A 19133-nucleotide genomic window follows, 5' to 3' on the forward strand; every position below is an offset into this window, starting at 1 on the left:
ACGGAAGCTTTAGCATTTGAAAATTTATGGTTCAGGCAGAAATCGAAAGACCTGATTTGGGACGTTGTTCTTTGTCTTCTGCGTCCCGTCGATCTGCTTGCGGATAGGATTGCGCACGAGGCTGCTGAGTCTGTTGTGCTGCAAGGACTGCCTGGCGCATTTCGTTCTCGCTTCTTTCGGCAAGTGTTGCCCAAGAATCGCGAAGAGGCGTCAAAAGCTTGATAACATCAAGTGCTGCCTGCGGATCGTTATGGCGGTCAACATCCATTAACCGCAGCATGCAATGGGTATAAAGCCGTTCCAGATTAGTCGCGATCTCACCGCCCTGATCCATATCCAATGTATTGGAGAGATGAGCAATCAGGTCAAGAGCACGACAATTGGCATTACAGCGGCTTTGGATATCACGGGCATCAATTGCTCGCAGGGCCTCCTGCAAGCAGGATAGCGTCTTCTCGTACAGCATGAAGACCATCTTAGCCGGCGAGGCTGTATTGACTTGCTGGTTTCTGTATATGTGTGCTGCATGCTCTTTCACGCTACACTCCTTGGTCTGCTAGGCATCGTGTCAGTGTGCATGTCTGGATATTAAATGTTAATCACTATTTTTGCCTGCAGCCATCAATTCATCGAGAGAACTCTGGATATTTTTCATCCGTGCGAGTGCTGCTTCCATGGCAATGAAGCGATCCATAAGGTTTTCGCGCTGCCTTACAAGGCGTTCGTCAATGCGGTCAACTTTGTCTTCATAGGATGCATTCTGCGTTTCTATGGACTCGATTTCCTGCGAAAGAACACCTTCATCCTCGTCAAGGAAGCTATCGAGTTCAAAATAGAACTGGGTGCCAAGACCAACACTGGTATTTATCGTTGCGTTTTCGACAGCAGTTCCGTCGCCAGTGTAAACTAGGCGCAAACCATCCGCGGTTGTGATGCTGTTGCCTGAGACAGTAGCATTCTTTCCGGATGTGGTAACACCATCAATCGTAACGTCATAAGTCACGCTGGTAATGGTTCCGCCAGCAGCATTGATCGTAAAATCATACTGACCGCCACCTGTTTTACCGTTGAAACCGGTCATGGTCAGGTTGGCGTTATCGGTTTTAGCCTGGAAATTAAAGAGCTCCATAACCTCGGTCGATTGATTAAGAAGCGCCTCATCAAGCTTGGTTTCATCAAGCTCCAGCGTTTTATTCAACAGCGGATCTTCCGATGTTCCATAAGGAACAAAGTCGATACCAATTTCGGCCAGAACCGAATAATCGGTCTCTCCGGCACGGTCGGTAACGTTTTTGGCAAACGAACCGGCGATCTGTTGCAGGGACGATTCGATATTCTTGACAGCCGAGTTGCCAAGCAGAATGGCATCTTCGGATTTTTCGCCGGTTATCGGGTCAACGAACGTCTTCTCGTTTACAAATGTCTGGACAGCATTATAGGCCTCGACAAATCCGACAATGGCAGACTTTGCCTGATTAAGATCCTGTTCTACTTCTATTTTGATCGTTGTGCCCGGTTCGGCATCATAAAGGCTGATGCTCAGCCCGTCGATCAGATCGGAAATTTCGTTTGACGACCGAGAGACAGCAATACCATCAAGGGTAAATTCGGCATTATTACCCGGATCAATTTCATTTGCGCCAAGATCGGTCAATACCGTCCCACTGACATCGGTCAATGTCATGCGGTTGTCTTCACCTTCTGCGGTCGAGGTGAAGATAAGCGTAGACTGGCCGTCGGCAACTTTGACAACAGATGCCTGAACGCCGGTATTCGATGTCACTGCGTTAATTTTATCGCGGATATCAAGCAGCGAATCATCAGCAGCAACCGTGATATCGGCATTGCCGGTAGCCGTTGAGATGTTGAAAGTGCCTGCGCCGACAGGAGCATCGTCGGTCGGGTTTACGGCTTGGGTGTTGCTGGCGATTTTGTGCTTTGATGCGACTTGGCTGATTTCAAAACTATAGGTACCAGCCGCAGCCGCATTTTTGGCAGTCACGCCCATCAACTGTCCGACGGGGGATGCGGTACCTGCACCGTTGGACGCGGATGCGAAAATCTGTTTGGCTTCGAAGATGTTTTTCGATTTGTCGAAACTTGTGGCTCCATAAAGGTTGGCCATCGCATCCTTGAGCGTGCCGACAAGGGTCTGCAATTCTTTTAACGCGGCAAGCTTCTCATCGTTGGCTTCAACACGTTTTTCAAGGGAATCTGCGGGCAAACGACGTGCGGCGATCATTTTGTCGACGACATCGACGAAATCGATATTCGAAGAGCCGCCCGAAAGCTGAATTCGGCCGTTTTCTCCGACATAGATGTTATTAAGGTTTACGCCGCTCATTTGCCTTGCTCCCTGGGCTTTGTCGGTCGGCAACTTTTACACGTCTTGCCTGAACACGATCTTTTACGCAAGAAGCGTGCCTTTCCGAAAGGCCCAAATGCTAAATCAGATTTCTTCGTCCACGACACTGCCAAGATATTCGCGAATTTGCGCGAAAAGATTTTGCAGTTCCTTGGACGGAATTTCCCTAAGAATTTCGCCGCTGAAACGGTCTGTAACCTTGGCGATAACCCGACCGGTATCCTGATTGAAGTTCAGTTCGATACGGGAATTCTGCTCGGACAGTTCGGGAAGATCCAGCTTGGCCAGTGCCTGCTGAAGTCTAGCTCCGGCATCGGCCTTGTAACGGTTTGCGTCAGACGATGTGGTCGCACTTTTAATTGTTGCAGATTGACCTGTCGTATTGAGTGACGCAGAAACTTCAGAACCCGAAGAGGAGCCTGAAGAACGCTGGGATTGATATGCGCCGATTACGATTTCCATCTGACCCTCCTATGCCGCCTTTGCGGCAAAGGATAATCCGGATGAAGGATGGGAGGTTAACTCCCATCCTTCCTCGGATATCCGGATTACTGCAGCAGACGCAGCAGGTTCTGCGGCATCTGGTTAGCCTGTGCCAGCATGGCGACACCGGACTGTACCAGAATCTGCTTCGAGGTGAAGGCGGTCATTTCAGACGCGACGTCAAGGTCGAGCAGAACGGACCGGGCAGATTCGGTGTTTTCCTGAGTGGTTGCCAGGTTCTGGCCAGCGAAGTCGAGACGGTTCTGGAACGTACCGATCGATGCACGGGCAGCCTGCAGGGTATCAATTGCAGAGTTGACGTTTTCGATCGCAGTCTGAGCGCCAGCCTGGGTGCTGATATCGTCGGCATCAATGCCAAGGCTGGTCAGGTCAACACGGCTAAGCGTAATCGACAGGCGATCAGAGGCAGTGTTGTTCGAGCCAATCTGGAAATCGACACCAGCGTTGAAGCGCTGACCATTGTCAGCGAGCATATCAACGGTTGTGTTCTCACCGTTTGCTGCACCCCAATCAGCGCCACCAACTGCGGCATCAATGGTCGCGGTCAGGCCAGAGTTGATCGAGATCGACAGGCCAATTTCGTCGAAGTTAAGCGAAGCTTGCTGGCCAACGCCGACTTCATTAGCACCACCAGTCTGATAGCTGGTGAGGTCAATGCTCTGAGTATAGGCACCGGTCGGATCATCAACGTTTGCAGTGACAGTCATGATAACCGAGTTACCAGGACCTGAAGTGATGTCGATGACGAAGTTGTTATCGGCAACGCCGTCACCCGTGTCATCTGATGCCCAGAAATTGTTGTCAGTGATGGCAAAGCCAGAGAAGCCATTGGCATTGGTCAGATCAGCGCCAACACCGGCACCAACAGTTGCGAAGTCGATATCAACATCGCCACCATCGCCCAGCAGTTGAATGCCGTTGAAGTTGGTCGAGGATGCAACGCGATCAATTTCTTCCTGCAAAAGTCCGAATTCATCGTTCAGGAAGCCGCGTTCGGTGTCCGACAGGTTGCCAGAAGCAGCCTGGGTTGCCAGCGTTTTCATGCGAACGAGAACATCGTCGATCGTTGCCATGGAACCATCGGCAATCTGCAGCATCGCGTTGGCCTGGCCAACGTTGACGGTTGCCGTTTTAAGTGCCTGGGTGGTTGCGTTCAGGCGGGCACCGATTGCCATCGAGGCAGCATCGTCACGAGCCGAAACAACACGGGTACCCGACGACAGTTTCGAGAGAGAACGCGTCGCTGCTTCGTCTGAAGCAGACAGGTTACGGTGTGCAACGTTGGCAGCATAGTTGGAAATGATATTGAGAGCCATTTTATATCTCCTACATGGATAGCTCAAACGGCATCATGCCGTTCTGTAACCTGGCAACATCGCCAGATATGCTTCTGATGTTCTTCCTGATCAGCAGAAGCAAAACTTTGTATCACGAAATATACCTATGGATGATATGTATGTCCAGTAATTTGTTTATTGGTAAAAATGCATTTTAAATCAATATGTTAATATGGATATACCGTTGATATTCCGAATATTTTAAGTTGTTTTCAGTGGGGGGATGATAGCGTTTTCATCCTGAAAGTGTTGAAAAGCGCGAATCGGTTCGAATCGAAAGTGCCGGAGTATCATCAAAGAAAAAAAACAGCGGCTCTGGAGGTCGCTCCCCGGATTGTTGACCAAGCGCGGAATCGAGCAAAATCGTCATTCCGGGCGAAGCGTAGTGCTGAGTATAGGCGGATATCCAATTGAAATATAATGGACTATTTCCTTCGCGGGAAGGACAGACTGCTTGGGAATGTTTTGCCTGCTGACTCATGCTGTTTTTTCAATAAAGTTCTTGATTTGTTCTTTTGTTTGTGGCATAAGAGAAAAATCAACGGGAGAAATGCACCCGGCCCCAAACCCGCAAAGCCAGATGCGCTTTGCGGGTTTTTGCGTTCGGGGTCGGATCAGAGAGGTCATTAGGGTGCAGGGAGACAGACAGGGATGGGGACGGGGCGGGGAGGCGATCCGCAGGATACTGACCGGCGGATGGCGGAGCCATTATGGGGGCATTCTGCGCTGCTTCTAATACGTTTCAAAATGCTTGTTGGTCATGACGGGAGAGGTGCGTCTTTTCGGGGAAGGGCCCCCGTATTTGCAGCAAGCGACAGCAATGGCCGCAGTGGATTGTGGTCCGCCGGTGGTGGAGAGCTGGTGGCCGTAAGCCCGAAGTTTGTCCGGCTTCATCGGTTGTTGGGCGTGCCGCCATGGCCGAAAGGGGCCGGAGCGGGCAACGGGGCCGTGGACCCGAAGTTCGTCAGCCCGGTCGGTGGGGGGGGCCGCAATGCCAAAAGGCCTCGGATTATTGACAAAGCCTGAAATGACGATCTGCTTTGGAAATGCCTTATCGGTCGCAAAAGGTGCGACCTCATTAGAGGCGCACCTTTTGCGGACTGCCTTGCAGATAGTTTACTGTTGCAGCAGACGCAGCAGGTTCTGCGGCATCTGGTTAGCCTGTGCCAGCATGGCGACACCGGACTGCACCAGAATCTGCTTCGAGGTGAACGTGGTCATTTCAGACGCGACGTCAAGGTCGAGCAGAACGGACCGGGCTGATTCGGTATTTTCTGTTGTGGTTGACAGGTTCTGACCAGCGAAGTCGAGGCGGTTCTGGAACGTACCGATAGACGCGCGGGCAGCCTGCAGGGCATCAATTGCCGAGTTTACACTTTCGATACCCGCCTGTGCTCCTGCCTGATCGCCGATTATGGTTGTCGCAAGACCAAGAGTGTCAAGATCCACACGGGTCAGGGTGACTGAAAGACGGTCGGCGGCGGTATTGTTTGCGCCGATCTGGAAGTTCACATCGGCTTCAAACCGCTGGCCATTATCAGCAGCCATATCAACGGTGGCATTTTCACCGTTTGCTGCACCCCAATCAGCACCACCAACTGCGGCATCAATGGTCGCGGTCAGGCCAGAGTTGATCGAGATCGACAGGCCAATTTCGTCGAAGTTAAGCGAAGCTTGCTGGCCAACGCCGACTTCATTAGCACCACCAGTCTGATAGCTGGTGATGTCAATGCTCTGAGTATAGGCACCGGTCGCATCATCAACGTTTGCTGTAATCGTCATAATCACGGAGTTGCCCGGTCCTGCGGTAATGTCGATTGCAAAGTTGTTGTCAGCGACACCATCTTCGGTATCGTCAGACGCCCAGAAATTGTTGTCGGTGATCGCAAAGCCAGAGAAGCCATTGGCATTGGTCAGATCAGCGCCGGTACCGGCACCGACGGTTGTAAAGTCGATATCAACATCGCCACCATCGCCCAGCAACTGAACGCCGTTGAAGTTGGTTGACGATGCGATGCGATCAATTTCGTCTTTCAGAAGCTGGAATTCATCGTCTAGGAAGCCGCGTTCGGTGTCTGACAGGTTGCCAGAGGCAGCCTGGGTTGCCAGCGTTTTCATGCGAACAAGAACATCGTCGATGGTTGCCATTGCACCATCGGCAATCTGCAGCATCGAGTTGGCCTGGCCAACGTTGACGGTTGCCGTTTTAAGTGCCTGGGTGGTTGCGTTCAGACGGGCGCCGATTGCCATCGAGGCAGCATCGTCACGAGCGGAAACAACACGGGTACCCGACGACAGTTTTGAAAGCGACCGGGTCGCCATGGTGTCGGATTCCTGCAAGTTGCGGTGTGCAACGTTTGCCGCATAGTTCGAGATAATATTAAGAGCCATACTTCCCTCCTACATGGATGGCTCCATCGGAGCCTGTGTAGTCTGAAAAAATGCTCTCGAAGCCCGTGTCCCATCACGGTTATCGTGTGTTTCGTTTGCTCGAGAGCCTGAATACCAGAGTATTAAGCAACGAGCGTGCCAGTTTTGTGCCGTGATTTGAGGGGAATAAAAGCATTGCCCGGCAATATCTGCCGGGCAAGTGGGCAACTTCCGGTTTTACAGATCGTGCTGAACGGAATATTTGTCGTTGGGAATAATGTGCTGCCAGGCAATCTGGCGTTCCGTGTCAATAAAGACCGGAGCCCGCAGATTGGTCGACATGGTGATGCCTTTGCCATCCGGTGCACTGCGCACCGTGACAACCATCAGGACTGCCAGGTTCTTTGCCTCGATTGCAAGGCTGGAAAGTGCAAGATCAATGTCCTTTTGATCGATCATCTGGCTATCCATATTGTAAGGTGCCACGATGAAGGACAGGTTTGCATCGGTCAGGCTCTGATAAAGCTTGAACTGATCCAGATTGGTATTGGGGATGTTTGCCAGACCAAAGACATGATGGTCAGGAAAACCCAAAAGGCCAATCGGCATATAGATGCCCTTGTCCCAGCTGAACTCGATATTGCCAAACCGGGTTTCAACAACCACGGACTCGGGTACGGTCTTGTCGGTGGCCTTTTCGGGGTCCATTGCCATTCTAACTCCGGCGCGCTGATGTTTGACTGATTGCATGTGTGTGTATTTGAAGGGCTGAATACAAGAAGGCTTTTCGCAAATTATCTCAGATAGTTCACCAAGCTTAGGTCGGATGAACGCGAAATGGTCATGAAGCTTGCCTGTAATGCGGTCTCGTGCTGGGCCAGTTCGGCAAGGGTCAGAGGAACGTCAACGCTTTCGATTTCCGTAATGGCCTGACTTGCGAAAACCTTGAAATCAGCGTGATTGCCTTCAAAGCGTTCAAGGTTGGCGATATCAAGACCGATTTCGCCCTGAATATTGGGCAGGCTTTCAATCGCATCGTTGATATGATCAAGCGCCTGACCAAGCGCTTCCTGATCGGTTGTGCCTGCGGCAATTCCCAGCCCCTGAATAAGGCTTTGGAACGCGGGGGCATCAGCAAGGATACCGTATGATATATCATAATCCTTATCTACGCGAGTATTCAGAACCTGTTGGTCCCCGGCATAATAGGCCGTATCGTTTCGCGGATTCGGGATTTTGGTCAAACCAAGGGCTTGCAGTATATTCCCGCCACCGATTTCGTTAAGAGTAATCGATCCGTTGCCAACATTTTCGATATTCAGTCGGGGCGATCCACCAGATGAAACCGGACGAAGGCTTGACGTTGCGCCATTGGCGGTATTGCCATTGATGGCATTGATCAAATCACCAACGGTCGTCGTTGCCGCCGGGGCATAGTTGATGTTTGTCGTAACCGTATTGCCATCGCTGTCGGAGCTGACAATCTCGATCGTGCCGTCGGTAACCCCCAGTGAGGCGAGCGTATCGGTTGCGCTGATGGAGGTTTCTCCGCTGGCATAGTTATCCGCAGGATAGATTTTGTCGATATCGACCGCGGGCTGATCGGATCGTCCGCCAGCAAAGAGGAAACGCCCATCCAGATTGGTGTTAAGCAAACCGGCAAGCTGTTGCATCGCCTGTGTGGCTTCATTGTCAAGATTGACATCGTCGGATTGCTCGGCGCTGAGCGCCTGAATGAGCAGGGTCTTCATCTTGACGGCAATGGATGTCATTTCATCGACGGCTGTTTCCATCGATTGCAGGCGGAGCTTGGCCTGAGTCGTATTTCGCAGATATTGTTCTGTGCGGGTATACTCCGCTTCAAGATTCAGTAAACGCTGTGTGCTGTCTGCAATACCCGAATATTGGCGCGATTTATAACCGCTTGATGCCTGGGTATTCAAATCCGCGACCTTTGATGCGTTCTTCAACGCCAAGTTCGCGAGCAATGTGTGGCTTGTGTAAGTTGCAACGCGCGTCACCATCTTACTGTCTCCATTTCATGCGGTAGTTTAAACCGCATTCAGCAGCGTATCAAACAATTCATCCACGGTCGAAATAACCCGTGCGGATGCACTGTAAGCCCGCTGGAAAATGATCAAATCGGACATTTCTTCGTCAAGGTTGACCCCGGCCTCATTCTGGATGCGGGTATCGAGATCCGTTACCAGAGAGGACTGGAACTCATAGTTGCTCGCGGCAACGGACGCCTTGGTCGCAGAAGTTGCAATAATCCCGGCAGCAAAATCGGTCAGTGATGTCCGTTCGGCAGATAGGCCGCCCGCAGATTCGAAATCGATATCGGTACGTTCGAACGTGTTGCTAAGTGCAAGGGCGGCACTATTGTCACCTTCGTGAATACCGTAATTGATACCCAATCCCAGAACCGTTGTCAGGCTGTCTGCAGAAGGAAGGCCGCTATCCTGGAAAAAGAACGGATCACCATCGGCGTCGGTTACCTGCAATTTATAACCGCCGATGCTGCTGTCATAGATAACGTCGGCCGTGATATTGTTGTCGGACAGGATTGCGCTGTTATTAATCGCATTTGCAATATCATCCAGTGACGAACCGCTGTCATAATCGATATTAACGTCGGAAAAAGGGCCGCTGACGGTCAGCGTATAGTTTAGCGGCGGCGGTACCAGTGGGCCCAGATTGGGGATAGCTGCCGAAGAATCCACAACCGCATTTGATGTTCCATAGACATCGGCATTCATCTGTCCGCGTACGATGCGGGCCGGATCGTTTTTGATCACACTGTCGACATCCATATTGCCAGCCAGTGTAGGCATGTCTTCGGTCATGCCGATTGTTTGGGCCATGTCACCATTGTCGGTTATCGTCATGTTTGCCGTATAGCTCAGCACCAGACGAGAACGATCACCGTCTTCGACAATATATGCCATTTCGGCAGCATCTTCTGCGGTCATGCCCGCACCTTCCAGAGCGGTGCGGATGGCATCGCGCACGTCGGTTAGGCTGTCGGTTGCCGCATAGTTGACGGTAATGCCCGGTGTTGTCAGAACACCGCTACCGGCACTGATGACCATTGAATTCGCCGTCACATTCAACGCTGCTGTTGCACTGTCGCGCGGGGACGACGTCATAGTGTCGGAGCGTTTCGTCGTGGAAATAAAGTCGTTCAGACCGAAATAGTGGGAAAATCCCTGTTCTCGACCGTCGCTGGTGGTGATGGCGCTGGTCATTTCATTAATTGAAATGCGGCTGCCGTCGATGCCTTCGATTACCATCTGGCCATCAACCAGTGATGCGATTAGATAGCCGCCTGCATCGGATGCGTTGATCGCATCGATAACGCCCTGCACTGTCGCGGGCACTGTTGGCAAGGTGATGTCGGCCCAACTGTCATCCGCAGATAATTCACCATTGGCAGTTAACGCTGCGATCCGAAATGTGCCGGATGCCGTCAACGGGTCCGATCCCGCGACCATACGATTACCTGACAGGTTGGTTGGTGGTGGGAAGGCAGTGCCCTTGTTGTGCTCTTCGTTGATGGCATCGCGCAATTCACCGGCCAGTTCGTTGATCTGGTCGTTCAGGCGCGGCAATTCCGTGTCGCGCATTTCAAGCAGACCTTTGATTGTGCCGGTTTGCATGACATCGGTAATATCCTCGCCATTCAGCATTATGCCCGATCCGCCTGTGCCAGGTTCAAAGCCGGCAGTCGGGCTGAATGTCAGGCTTGCCGGGGTTCTGTCCAGAAGGGTCCGGTTACCATTGGCTGTAAACAGGACCATGGATCCGTCGCCACGATTATACGTGGTGACGTTCATGATCTTGGACAGTTCGTTAATTTTCTGGTCGCGCTGGTCTTCAATCTCGGTCGTCGGCTGCCCAAGGTTCTTCTGGCGGACGACATCCGTATTGAGTTCGGCGATTTCGTTGAGCAGGGCATTGGCGCGGTCGACTTCGTCAGAGATTTTTTTGTCGATATCGCTGCGCATATGCTGAATCTGCTCGGATAGGTTTTCGAACGCATCCATAACCTGAATGGCGCTTTCGATAACTTCCACCTTCGGGGAGTTCTGTTCAGGGGTGTTGCCAAGCTGTTCGAAGGCATCGGCAAGATCGCTGATACGCTGGCTTATGGCGGCGTCTGACTGCGGTGTTCCGAACAGGGTCTGGATGCGCTGAAAGAATTCAAAGCGTACTTCTTCCCGGCCTGCTTTTCCCAGTTCACCGCGCATTTCGCGCACAAGACCCTCGTTGACATTTCGATAAATGTCACCGATCTGCGAACCCGAACCGACCCCGTCAAGCACCAGGGTTTCCTGCCCGGCGATCTTTTTCGAATAGCCGGGGGTATTCACGTTCGAGATGTTCGAAGACGTGATGGAAATGCGGGCCTGTGCGGTATTGAGGCCGGAAATTGCGCTGTTAAGTGCCTGGGTCAGTGACATGATCTTCGCCTTTACCCCTAGAGCGTTTCGTTAACGCTGTAAGACGTGCCGGGTTTGCTGGTCGGGCGGCCGTAGCCACCAAGGGATGCCTTGCCGGTCTGGCCGGAACGGTTATAGGTCGTGCAGTCTTCCTTGGCCTTATCGTTCACCGCACGAACGATGGCATTGACCATGCGTTCGTTGGTGGCCTTGGCTGCCTGGAGGGCGGTCATGTTGCGGCGGGCGGCCTGCTGAAATTCGGCTTGCAGGTCTCGAAGCTCAGCCTTGTCGTCCTCGGGCAACTGGCGCAGCTCGGAACCGCGTGCACGCAATTTGACGACAAGCTGTTCGTACTGCATCGACAGGGCAGATTTTTCCGACACGAATTGCTCATACTCGGCAATTTCGAGCTTGCGCAGCCCCTGGGTTTCACGCTCCAGCAGGGAAATAAGATCATATGTGACGCTTTTAAGCTCGATAACCATCTGTTCGGTGGTCATGGTCATTATCCTTCCTGCACCTTGAGAATTTCGCGTGTAACGGCATCTGCAATTCCGATGCCACCTGCGCGGGTCATTTCTTTGGCGTATTCGTCAACCAGCAGGGAGCGCATCATGGTCTCGCCGTGACCGCCGCCAAACATTTCGTTGGTTTCGATCCCGGCAAACATGTGGCTCAGCATCTGGCCAAGAAACATGGACTCAAATTCTTCACCGGCTTTACGGGCCTGTGCTTCGGTTTTGATGTGACCATCCGTCAACTGGCTGGCACGGCTGGTTACGTTATTCTGTGCGCCATACTGGGCGGAGGCCTGGGCTTGCGCCATCAGGGCGCTGGTGCTGTCGATCATCATCACATCACCTCGATTTCGGCCTGGAGGGCGCCGGACGTTTTGATCGCCTGAAGGATGGTGATCATGTCGCGCGGGCCAACACCAAGACTGTTCAGGCCGTTGACCAGTTCCTGCAGGCTGACGCCACTTTCAAGCACGCCAAGCTGGTTATCCTCGCCTTCATCCACTTCGATATTGGTCCGGTCGACAGTTTCGGTCGTGCCGGTCTGGGAGAACGGGGAAGGTTGCGATACCTGCGGGGTCTCGGTGACACGGATGGTCAGATTGCCCTGTGCGATTGCAACGCGGTTGATGCGTACATTTTCGCCCATCACGATCGTGCCGGTGTTTTCGTCAATGACAACACGTGCGATCTGATCCGGTTCGACGCGAAGCTGCTCGATGTCGGTCAAAAGAGCCACAACATCCTGATTGTAGCGTTCCGGAATGTTGATGCGAACGGTGCCCGGGTCGCTTGGACGGGCTGCGACTTCACCAAGATAGGCATTAACGGCTTCGGCGATGCGGCTGGCCGTTGTGAAATCTGGGTTGCGAAGAACAACGGACATGTTCTGCATGGAATTCAGGTTGAAGTCGATTTCGCGCTCAACGATACCGCCATTGGCGATGCGTGCTGATGTCGGAACTCCCTTGACCACAGTCTGCGCATTGCCGCCGGCAGAAAATCCACCAACTGCAAGATTGCCCTGGGCAACAGCGTACACTTCGCCATCGGCGCCCACCATCGGGGTGACAAGAAGCGTTCCGCCCTGAAGACTTTCGGCGGTGCCGATTGCGCTGATGGAAACATCAAGGCGCGAACCCTGACGAGAGAAGGGGGGCAGGGTGGCGGTGACCATTACTGCCGCGATATTTTCGGAATCAATGTCGTCGATCTGACTGCGTACATTGATACCAAGGCGTTCAAGCATGGCCACAAGGCTTTGGCGGGTGAAGTCGGCATCGCCAAGGTCGTCACCTGTGCCGTTCAGGCCGACAACAAGGCCGTAACCGACCAGCATGTTGTCACGAACGCCTTCGAAGTCCGCGATATCCTTGATACGCGACTGGGCATTCGCCGGAGCAACCTGTATCAGGGCAACCATGCCAAGAATGCCAAGTACTGCTGCCTTCACTACATATTTGCCAAGACCTGTGATCATATTCTTTGTTCCGCTTCCGGGGATGGGAGCCATCCGATACAATTCGGAAACCACTTCTGCGAAAACCGTGCCAGATGACAGAAAGCGGTCGCTTTGGATCGTGGATTGCGCAAGTTGCCGGAAAATCGGTGCTTTTTTGATGCGCAGAAGAGCTGCACGGCGATAGAAGCATGACGACCGGGCATTTTTTTCCCGTTGCGCCAGGCTGCGCTTTGAGGGAGACTCGAGCCGGCCCGGTTCACTGCCAAAAGGCTATCCGGATCGGGCCTACGAGCTTTGCAGTGTAGATTGACATTACCAAGGCTGCAGGTTCGACCCGGGAAAGCTTACCACATAGCAGGCGGAAGTTAAAAATGAAGGTCAGCGGATCCAAGGCAACAGGTACAAACAGCACGTCACGCAAGAAAACATCTGGCGGTGGCGGTGCTGGTGGTTTTGCCGATGCCATTCGCTCCCTCGATTCCAGCGGCGGAGCAAGCGGAGCCGGTGGTGTGCATAGTGCGGGCACTGTCAGTGCGCTTGATGCCCTGCTGGCTTTGCAGCAAAGTGGTGATGCGCTTGACTCCCCGAAAAAACACGCGGTTCTAAGGGCCGAAAGCCTGCTTGAGCAGCTTGAGGGAGTGCGTGACGCTCTGCTGAGCGGGACTCTGCCTACCAACCGGTTGCGCCAGCTTGTCGGGCTGCTGGATCAACAACGCGAAAACATTTCCGATCCGGCTCTTTCTTCTGTGCTGGACGAGATTGATCTGCGTGCGCAGGTGGAACTGGCAAAGCTTGAGGTTTCGGGATTAGCTTGAAATCAGCGGTTTCGAGAATGATTTTGGTCGTGAAACCCAGGGTTTCGAAGGCTTTCTCACTAATTCAGATTTATTTGTTCAATCAGCTTGCACCCATTGCGCGCGCCCTCTATATTGCCGCGCGTTCGATGAGTCCTGTATAGAGGGCGTACATGACTATCACGCTACCACCAGACTATCGTCCTGCTGAGGACGAAGAGTTTATGAACCCGCGCCAGCGGGAATATTTCCGGCAGAAGCTTTTGGCCTGGCGGGCTGAACTGCTGCAAGAATCTTCGGAAACATTAGCGAGCCTGCAGGATGGCGGGGGACTTCAGGAACCGGATCTGACCGACCGTGCTTCGGCCGAAACAGATCGGGCCTTGGAACTCCGCACTCGTGACAGGGCGCGTAAGCTGATTTCAAAAATTGATGCTGCTTTGCGTCGAATTGAAGACGGATCATATGGTTACTGCGAAGAAACCGACGAGCCGATCAGCCTTAAAAGACTTGAAGCTCGTCCGATTGCGACCCTGAGCATTGAAGCCCAGGAACGCCACGAACGGATGGAGCGCACTCGCCGCGACGACTGATCGCGTCGGGAACAAACAAGGGTCGCGCTTGCGTAGATCCGGCCAAAAGGCAAAAGCCAAGGCTCTGTGGGGGAATACTGGTTAGGGATAACCAAAATCAAAGGTCCGGTTGCGACGCGCAGCCGGACCTTTTTTCTTTTCGGCATGTCTGGGAACAATAAAACCGGCCTTCGGGAAGGCCGGTTTTGATTGATGGGGACTGCCTGCGGAAACCCAGGAAAAATGCAGGCGATCAGGTTTGGTCAGAAGGGCAGGATGACATCCATGATTTCGCTGCCGTAGCGCGGCTGTTGAACATCGGAAATCGTACCGCGCCCACCGTAAGAAATACGTGCTTCGGCGATTTTGTCATATTCGACTTCGTTAGCGGAGCTGATGTCGGCTGCGCGGATAACGCCCGCGATCTGAACTTCGCGAACTTCGCTGTTCACCCGGATTTCCTGACGGCCATGAATGACATAGTTGCCGTTCGGAAGAACCTGAATAACGATGGCTGCTACACGCAGATCAATTGCTTCGTTACGGTCAAGCGTGCCACTGCCTCTGTTGGATGTCGCGCTGTCCATATCGAACATTGACGACGGGTTGATCGTTTCCGGCAATACTTTGGTGAATTCAGACTCGAGGCCGAAAAGGTTCGGTACTGCAAGGTCCTCGCTATTGGTGCGCGACCGTGCGGTTGTGTTGGCCAAGGCGGCACTATCCTGCATGTCTACGACAACTGTCAGGATGTCACCGACCTGGTTGGCGCGCTGATCCTTGAAGAATGAACGCGCACCGGACCGCCAAAGCGAGTTCGGGTTGCTTTCCGCGACCTGCGGGGCCGGCATTGGCAGGCTCACCGGTCGGTAGGTCTCGGATTGGGTCGGGTTATCGATTGCCGACAGTTTTGGTGCTTCGCCAACTTCGGAAAGACGCTTCATGGCATTGCAGCCAGAAAGCAGTGCTGTTGCACCAACCAAACTGGTTACGAGCACCAGACGGCGCATCGAAATCTGGAAATGATTACCGGGCATTTATTCCTCCTGGGATTCCTGCCGGTAATTACGCAATCCTCATGCCAGATTTCTTGGGTGATTAGGGCAAAGCTTGCCGGGTGTGCAAGTCTTTGAATTTGATCGGGATTGGTTGGTAATTATCTCGTTACTGCGACATTGCGGGCAGGGCGCGAACCTCATTCTCGGCAACAACTTCCACCTGAATGGTTTTGTTGCTGGTCATGTTCATGACGCGAATGACTGATCCTTTTGCACCATCTTCCAAGGCCTTGCCCCGCGCCGTCAGGGACATATTTTCTGTCACCAGCCGGATTGTGACCAGTGCCCCGCGCCTGACCAGGATCGGGTTGGAAAAATCGCGAAACATCAGGGGTTCGTCGGGTTTGACCGGGCGTAATGCTTCCTTGCCGACGACATCATCAATGTCACTGATGGTACCGGCGGGAAGACGTTCAGTCCGGATATTCCTGTATTCAACCTGATCGGGGCGAACGACAGCGCCCCGCCGGATTGGTTCCACAACAACCGGTATCTGGGCCAGCGGGAAATATCTGCCGCTCATACGGTAGGTGCGGCGCTGTGCGGTTTGCGAACCGGTTGTGACATTCGCGATAAACCGATTGGTTCGCTGATTGACATCCAATCCGGTAATTTCGACTGCGGCCGGGACGTCAACAGGCAGGTGGATTTGAAATGTTTCGCCCGAGAGGTCAACATTAAAGGGGGGCTTTATACCGTGATCAACGAGGGCATCTTTGATGGCATCGGCAATCTCGTCTATCGAGATTGTCTGGCTGGCACGTGTGATCACGATCTGGTCGGCTGCTGTGCGCGGGCGCCATTGCACCTTGTGCCGTTGGGCAATTCCATAAAGCCAGCGATAATCAAGAACGGTTTGACGTCCCGGTTGCGGAGAGTGGGCGACAGGAATGTCGCTTTGTTCAAGGTCGATGCCGCTGAAAATATCCCCCAGGGTTACATATTGCCCCTCAACGATCGCATCCGGACGCAACAGGATATTTACATCCATTTCCCGTGTGCCAGATGATGATTGTGCGTGCGGCTGTCCGGGATTGCTAAGCAACACCGGGAGCAGCAATGCAAGGATAGGGAATATTTGCTGTATTTTCATGCGACGACCATAGCACGGAACTGTGTAAATCGCGTAAATGCAGTTTGCGCGGGCAACCGGTTTTTCGGTAACCCGCGCAATTTCTGTCCGAACAGTCCTGTTATCCCTGAGACGAACCGAATTAACGCAGGTTACTGACCGCGCTCATCATTTCGTCGGTGGTCGAAATCGATTTCGAGTTCATTTCGTAAGCGCGCTGTGCCTTGATCAGGTTGGTGATTTCCTGAACCACGTTGACGTTTGACGATTCCAGATAACCCTGTTGGAGGGTGCCAAAGCCAACCCCGCCGGGAACACCGGTTGCCGGGTTACCGGAAGCCTCGGTTTCAAGGAACAGGTTGTCACCCAAAGCATCAAGACCTGCCGGATTGATGAAGGTGGCAAGCTGGATCTGACCTAGGTTCTGAAGTGCAACCTGACCATCGATTTCTGCAAATACTTCGCCAGATGTATTGATTGTGACAGAGGTTGCATTGTCCGGCACAGTGATGCCGGGCTGCACGGCAAAGCCGTCTTTGGTGACGAGCTGGCCATCGGCGTCGAGTTTCAGTGTACCATCCCGGGTATAGGCCGTTTCACCGCTTGGCAAATCAATCTGCAAATAGCCGCGGCCCTGAATGGCAACATCAAGTTCGTTTTCGGTGAGTGTCAGTGTGCCTTGTCCCATATAGCGGCCAATTGCGGCAGTTTTTACGCCGAGACCAACCTGGATGCCAACGGGTACAATTGTACCGGTATCCGACGATGGAGACCCGGCGCGACGCAGGTCCTGATAGAGCAGATCCTGAAATTCGGCGCGCTGGCGTTTGTAGCCGGTTGTGGTCATGTTGGCGATGTTGTGCGAGGTCACATCCACGTTGGTGGACTGTGCCTGCATGCCAAGGGCTCCAATATCAAGTGACCGCATCTTCTGTCTCCTGGGTCTGCGCCGATGGCGCATTTGAATTCTTTATTTCGGGGCGAGGGGCCCGGTTAATCAGGCGCGAACATCGCCCAGTTTGCTGATCATGTTGCGTTGACGCTCGTTCTCGCTCTCGAGCGACCGCGTCACTGACTGATAGGTGCGCAACACATCAATCATCTGGGTCATCGAACTGATCGGATTGACGTTGGATTTTTCCAGAGCACCCTGAACTACGCCGGGATTGTCAACCGGCTGGGCGCCATCGGGATCATTCGGATTGTCCTTGACGACGCTGTAGAGCGAGCTGCCGGTTACATTCATTTCCTGAACGTTGTCGAAAGTAACGACCTGCAGCTTGCCAATCTGGCCGATATCGGTCGAGATGCTGCCGTCACCTTTGATTTCGATCAGATTGTCGGCTTCGTTAAAGAAGATCGGTTGACCGGCATCACTCAGGACGGGGTACCCTTCATTGGTAATCAGCTGACCGCCCGGATCGAGGCTGAAATTGCCATTCCGGGTATATTGGGTTCCGCTTGGTGTCTGGACGGCAAAGAACATATCCGGCTGGCTCAATGCGACGTCCAGCGGCCGTTCGGTATTTTCAATGTTACCCACGCGTGTATCGCGGAATTGCGCGATATCCTGGACAAGCGAGATTTCACGCTCGCCCCGGAACGGCGCATCCTTGTTCTTCGCGATCCAGTCCGTGAACATCATTTTCTCTTCCTTGTACCCGGTCGTGTTCATGTTCGCCAGGTTCTGGGAGATGTTGTTCATCATGCTGCGAAGCGTCTTTTGGCGCGACAAAGCGATGTAGGTAACGTTTTCCATATTCTCAGTTTCCCAAATCGGGTCAGTGATCTGGGCAAGCTATTTGCGAAAGGTGTGCCAGTTGATATAACATGTTGAAATTATGTAAATAATTTGGGGTCGGCATTTGTTGCCCTGCGGAAAGGTTGGGCTTTTTGGAAGAACTTGCCGTGCTATCAGGTCGGGTTGGTCCCCTGAAGGGGTGGCAACCCTAGGTCCGTATATTAGATTGATAACTATGCCCGCTATTCTGTTGGATGCGGGAAACGGAATTTTAACGTCGAGGCGTTATGCCTCATCATTCCGGCATAGTGTTTGCTGGACATTGTAACGGGTGTGAAGACGGGATAGTGCAGGCCGATGGGTGATGATGTCGACGAAATAGAAATGGATGGTGGCGGCGGGCGCAGTAAAAAGCTGCTCGTTGTTGTTATCTTGCTGGTATTATTGCTTTTGGGTGGTGCTGCGGCTGCGTATTTTACCGGGCTTTTGCAGCCGGTGATCGATATGCTTACCGGTGGTGGAGGCACGCAGACCGAGGAAGTCATTTCGGAAAGCGCAATCGAGGAAGCACCGGGAGTTCCGGAAAATGTCGGCTTTGTTGATCTTCCTGAAATTCTGGTGAACCTCAATGCCGGTGGTGGCAAGCAAAGCTATCTTAAAATACGTGTCAGTCTGGAAGTGGCCGATCAGGCCATGTTGCCGCAGATCGAACAGATGATGCCGCGTATTGTCGACAACTTTCAGGTTTATCTTCGCGAGTTGCGCCCGGAAGACCTGGCCGGATCCGAGGGGATGTTCCGCCTGCGCGAGGAATTGCTGATCCGGGTTAGTGCCGCCGCCAAGCCGGCAAAAATTAACGACGTTCTGTTCAAGGAAATGCTGGTACAATAGGGTGCCGGCG

At 53.0% G+C, this 19133-nt stretch carries 19 protein-coding genes; 3 read left to right on the forward strand and 16 right to left on the reverse strand.

Annotation, left to right across the window (positions count from 1 at the left end):
• Positions 1–31: 31 nt before the first annotated feature.
• The 12 genes from fliS to J7395_RS10060 all read right to left on the reverse strand — a co-directional run bounded on the left by fliS (position 32) and on the right by J7395_RS10060 (position 13013).
• The gene (gene fliS, locus J7395_RS10005; RefSeq protein ID WP_209221364.1) at positions 32–538 is read right to left on the reverse strand and encodes a flagellar export chaperone FliS; all 507 of its coding nucleotides are present in this window, start codon (positions 536–538) and stop codon (positions 32–34) included.
• A 57-nt stretch (positions 539–595) separates the two neighbouring features.
• Positions 596–2344: a flagellar filament capping protein FliD gene (gene fliD / locus J7395_RS10010; RefSeq protein ID WP_209221365.1), complete on the reverse strand. Its 1749-nt coding sequence runs from the start codon at positions 2342–2344 to the stop codon at positions 596–598.
• A 105-nt stretch (positions 2345–2449) separates the two neighbouring features.
• Positions 2450–2827 (reverse strand): flagellar protein FlaG, encoded by a 378-nt coding sequence (locus J7395_RS10015; protein ID WP_209221366.1) that lies wholly within the window; start codon positions 2825–2827, stop codon positions 2450–2452.
• 86 nt (positions 2828–2913) lie between these two features.
• Entirely contained in the window at positions 2914–4185 is a 1272-nt protein-coding gene (locus J7395_RS10020) for a flagellin (RefSeq protein ID WP_209221367.1), read from the reverse strand.
• Positions 4186–4441: 256 nt separating this feature from the next.
• Entirely contained in the window at positions 4442–4687 is a 246-nt protein-coding gene (locus J7395_RS10025; RefSeq protein ID WP_209221368.1) for a hypothetical protein, read from the reverse strand.
• Positions 4688–5322: 635 nt separating this feature from the next.
• A complete protein-coding gene (locus J7395_RS10030; RefSeq protein WP_209221369.1) occupies positions 5323–6597 on the reverse strand; it encodes a flagellin in 1275 nt (424 codons plus the stop codon).
• Positions 6598–6813: 216 nt separating this feature from the next.
• A complete protein-coding gene (fliW, locus tag J7395_RS10035; protein WP_114121804.1) occupies positions 6814–7290 on the reverse strand; it encodes a flagellar assembly protein FliW in 477 nt (158 codons plus the stop codon).
• Positions 7291–7370: 80 nt separating this feature from the next.
• Positions 7371–8600, reverse strand: coding sequence for a hypothetical protein (locus J7395_RS10040; protein ID WP_209221370.1), 1230 nt, complete (start codon positions 8598–8600; stop codon positions 7371–7373).
• Positions 8601–8627: 27 nt separating this feature from the next.
• Positions 8628–11039 (reverse strand): flagellar hook-associated protein FlgK, encoded by a 2412-nt coding sequence (gene flgK, locus J7395_RS10045; RefSeq protein ID WP_209221371.1) that lies wholly within the window; start codon positions 11037–11039, stop codon positions 8628–8630.
• A 17-nt stretch (positions 11040–11056) separates the two neighbouring features.
• A complete protein-coding gene (locus tag J7395_RS10050; RefSeq protein WP_142994479.1) occupies positions 11057–11518 on the reverse strand; it encodes a flagellar protein FlgN in 462 nt (153 codons plus the stop codon).
• Positions 11519–11523: 5 nt separating this feature from the next.
• Complete coding sequence (locus tag J7395_RS10055) at positions 11524–11871, reverse strand: rod-binding protein (protein WP_062952893.1); 348 nt, start codon at positions 11869–11871, stop codon at positions 11524–11526.
• The gene (locus tag J7395_RS10060; protein ID WP_209221372.1) at positions 11871–13013 is read right to left on the reverse strand and encodes a flagellar basal body P-ring protein FlgI; all 1143 of its coding nucleotides are present in this window, start codon (positions 13011–13013) and stop codon (positions 11871–11873) included. Before J7395_RS10060 ends, J7395_RS10055 begins: the two co-directional genes overlap by 1 nt.
• A gap of 353 nt (positions 13014–13366) precedes the next feature.
• On the opposite strand from J7395_RS10060, the gene J7395_RS10065 reads away from it, so the two are divergent.
• On the forward strand, positions 13367–13810 hold the full coding sequence (locus J7395_RS10065) for a flagellar assembly protein FliX (RefSeq protein WP_209221373.1): 444 nt from the start codon (positions 13367–13369) through the stop codon (positions 13808–13810).
• Between the two features lie 152 nt (positions 13811–13962).
• The gene (dksA, locus tag J7395_RS10070) at positions 13963–14382 is read left to right on the forward strand and encodes an RNA polymerase-binding protein DksA (protein ID WP_007092332.1); all 420 of its coding nucleotides are present in this window, start codon (positions 13963–13965) and stop codon (positions 14380–14382) included.
• Positions 14383–14624: 242 nt separating this feature from the next.
• Here dksA and flgH read toward each other — a convergent pair whose 3' ends face one another.
• The 4 genes from flgH to flgF all read right to left on the reverse strand — a co-directional run bounded on the left by flgH (position 14625) and on the right by flgF (position 18250).
• Complete coding sequence (gene flgH / locus J7395_RS10075; RefSeq protein WP_082824833.1) at positions 14625–15398, reverse strand: flagellar basal body L-ring protein FlgH; 774 nt, start codon at positions 15396–15398, stop codon at positions 14625–14627.
• A gap of 127 nt (positions 15399–15525) precedes the next feature.
• Positions 15526–16410: a flagellar basal body P-ring formation chaperone FlgA gene (gene flgA / locus J7395_RS10080; RefSeq protein ID WP_231858337.1), complete on the reverse strand. Its 885-nt coding sequence runs from the start codon at positions 16408–16410 to the stop codon at positions 15526–15528.
• Positions 16411–16633: 223 nt separating this feature from the next.
• Positions 16634–17419 (reverse strand): flagellar basal-body rod protein FlgG, encoded by a 786-nt coding sequence (gene flgG, locus J7395_RS10085; RefSeq protein ID WP_062952889.1) that lies wholly within the window; start codon positions 17417–17419, stop codon positions 16634–16636.
• A gap of 69 nt (positions 17420–17488) precedes the next feature.
• Complete coding sequence (gene flgF, locus J7395_RS10090) at positions 17489–18250, reverse strand: flagellar basal-body rod protein FlgF (RefSeq protein WP_062952888.1); 762 nt, start codon at positions 18248–18250, stop codon at positions 17489–17491.
• Positions 18251–18589: 339 nt separating this feature from the next.
• Here flgF and J7395_RS10095 point away from each other — a divergent pair, with 339 nt between their 5' ends.
• On the forward strand, positions 18590–19123 hold the full coding sequence (locus J7395_RS10095; RefSeq protein ID WP_062952887.1) for a flagellar basal body-associated FliL family protein: 534 nt from the start codon (positions 18590–18592) through the stop codon (positions 19121–19123).
• Positions 19124–19133 lie beyond the last annotated feature (10 nt).

It is taken from the genome of Thalassospira sp. A3_1, from assembly GCF_017744215.1.
GTDB lineage: Bacteria > Pseudomonadota > Alphaproteobacteria > Rhodospirillales > Thalassospiraceae > Thalassospira > Thalassospira lucentensis_A.

Coding starts and splice junctions, on each gene's coding strand:
- J7395_RS10040 (WP_209221370.1), bottom strand. CDS start 8,600: ATGGTGACGCGCGTTGCAACTTACACAAGCCACACATTGCTCGCGAAC.
- flgK (WP_209221371.1), bottom strand. CDS start 11,039: ATGTCACTGACCCAGGCACTTAACAGCGCAATTTCCGGCCTCAATACC.
- flgG (WP_062952889.1), bottom strand. CDS start 17,419: ATGCGGTCACTTGATATTGGAGCCCTTGGCATGCAGGCACAGTCCACC.
- J7395_RS10095 (WP_062952887.1), top strand. CDS start 18,590: ATGGGTGATGATGTCGACGAAATAGAAATGGATGGTGGCGGCGGGCGC.
- flgF (WP_062952888.1), bottom strand. CDS start 18,250: ATGGAAAACGTTACCTACATCGCTTTGTCGCGCCAAAAGACGCTTCGC.
- fliD (WP_209221365.1), bottom strand. CDS start 2,344: ATGAGCGGCGTAAACCTTAATAACATCTATGTCGGAGAAAACGGCCGA.
- fliW (WP_114121804.1), bottom strand. CDS start 7,290: ATGGCAATGGACCCCGAAAAGGCCACCGACAAGACCGTACCCGAGTCC.
- J7395_RS10015 (WP_209221366.1), bottom strand. CDS start 2,827: ATGGAAATCGTAATCGGCGCATATCAATCCCAGCGTTCTTCAGGCTCC.
- J7395_RS10050 (WP_142994479.1), bottom strand. CDS start 11,518: ATGACCACCGAACAGATGGTTATCGAGCTTAAAAGCGTCACATATGAT.
- J7395_RS10020 (WP_209221367.1), bottom strand. CDS start 4,185: ATGGCTCTCAATATCATTTCCAACTATGCTGCCAACGTTGCACACCGT.
- J7395_RS10060 (WP_209221372.1), bottom strand. CDS start 13,013: ATGATCACAGGTCTTGGCAAATATGTAGTGAAGGCAGCAGTACTTGGC.
- J7395_RS10065 (WP_209221373.1), top strand. CDS start 13,367: ATGAAGGTCAGCGGATCCAAGGCAACAGGTACAAACAGCACGTCACGC.
- dksA (WP_007092332.1), top strand. CDS start 13,963: ATGACTATCACGCTACCACCAGACTATCGTCCTGCTGAGGACGAAGAG.
- J7395_RS10025 (WP_209221368.1), bottom strand. CDS start 4,687: ATGAGTCAGCAGGCAAAACATTCCCAAGCAGTCTGTCCTTCCCGCGAA.
- flgH (WP_082824833.1), bottom strand. CDS start 15,398: ATGCCCGGTAATCATTTCCAGATTTCGATGCGCCGTCTGGTGCTCGTA.
- J7395_RS10055 (WP_062952893.1), bottom strand. CDS start 11,871: ATGATGATCGACAGCACCAGCGCCCTGATGGCGCAAGCCCAGGCCTCC.
- flgA (WP_231858337.1), bottom strand. CDS start 16,410: ATGGATGTAAATATCCTGTTGCGTCCGGATGCGATCGTTGAGGGGCAA.
- J7395_RS10030 (WP_209221369.1), bottom strand. CDS start 6,597: ATGGCTCTTAATATTATCTCGAACTATGCGGCAAACGTTGCACACCGC.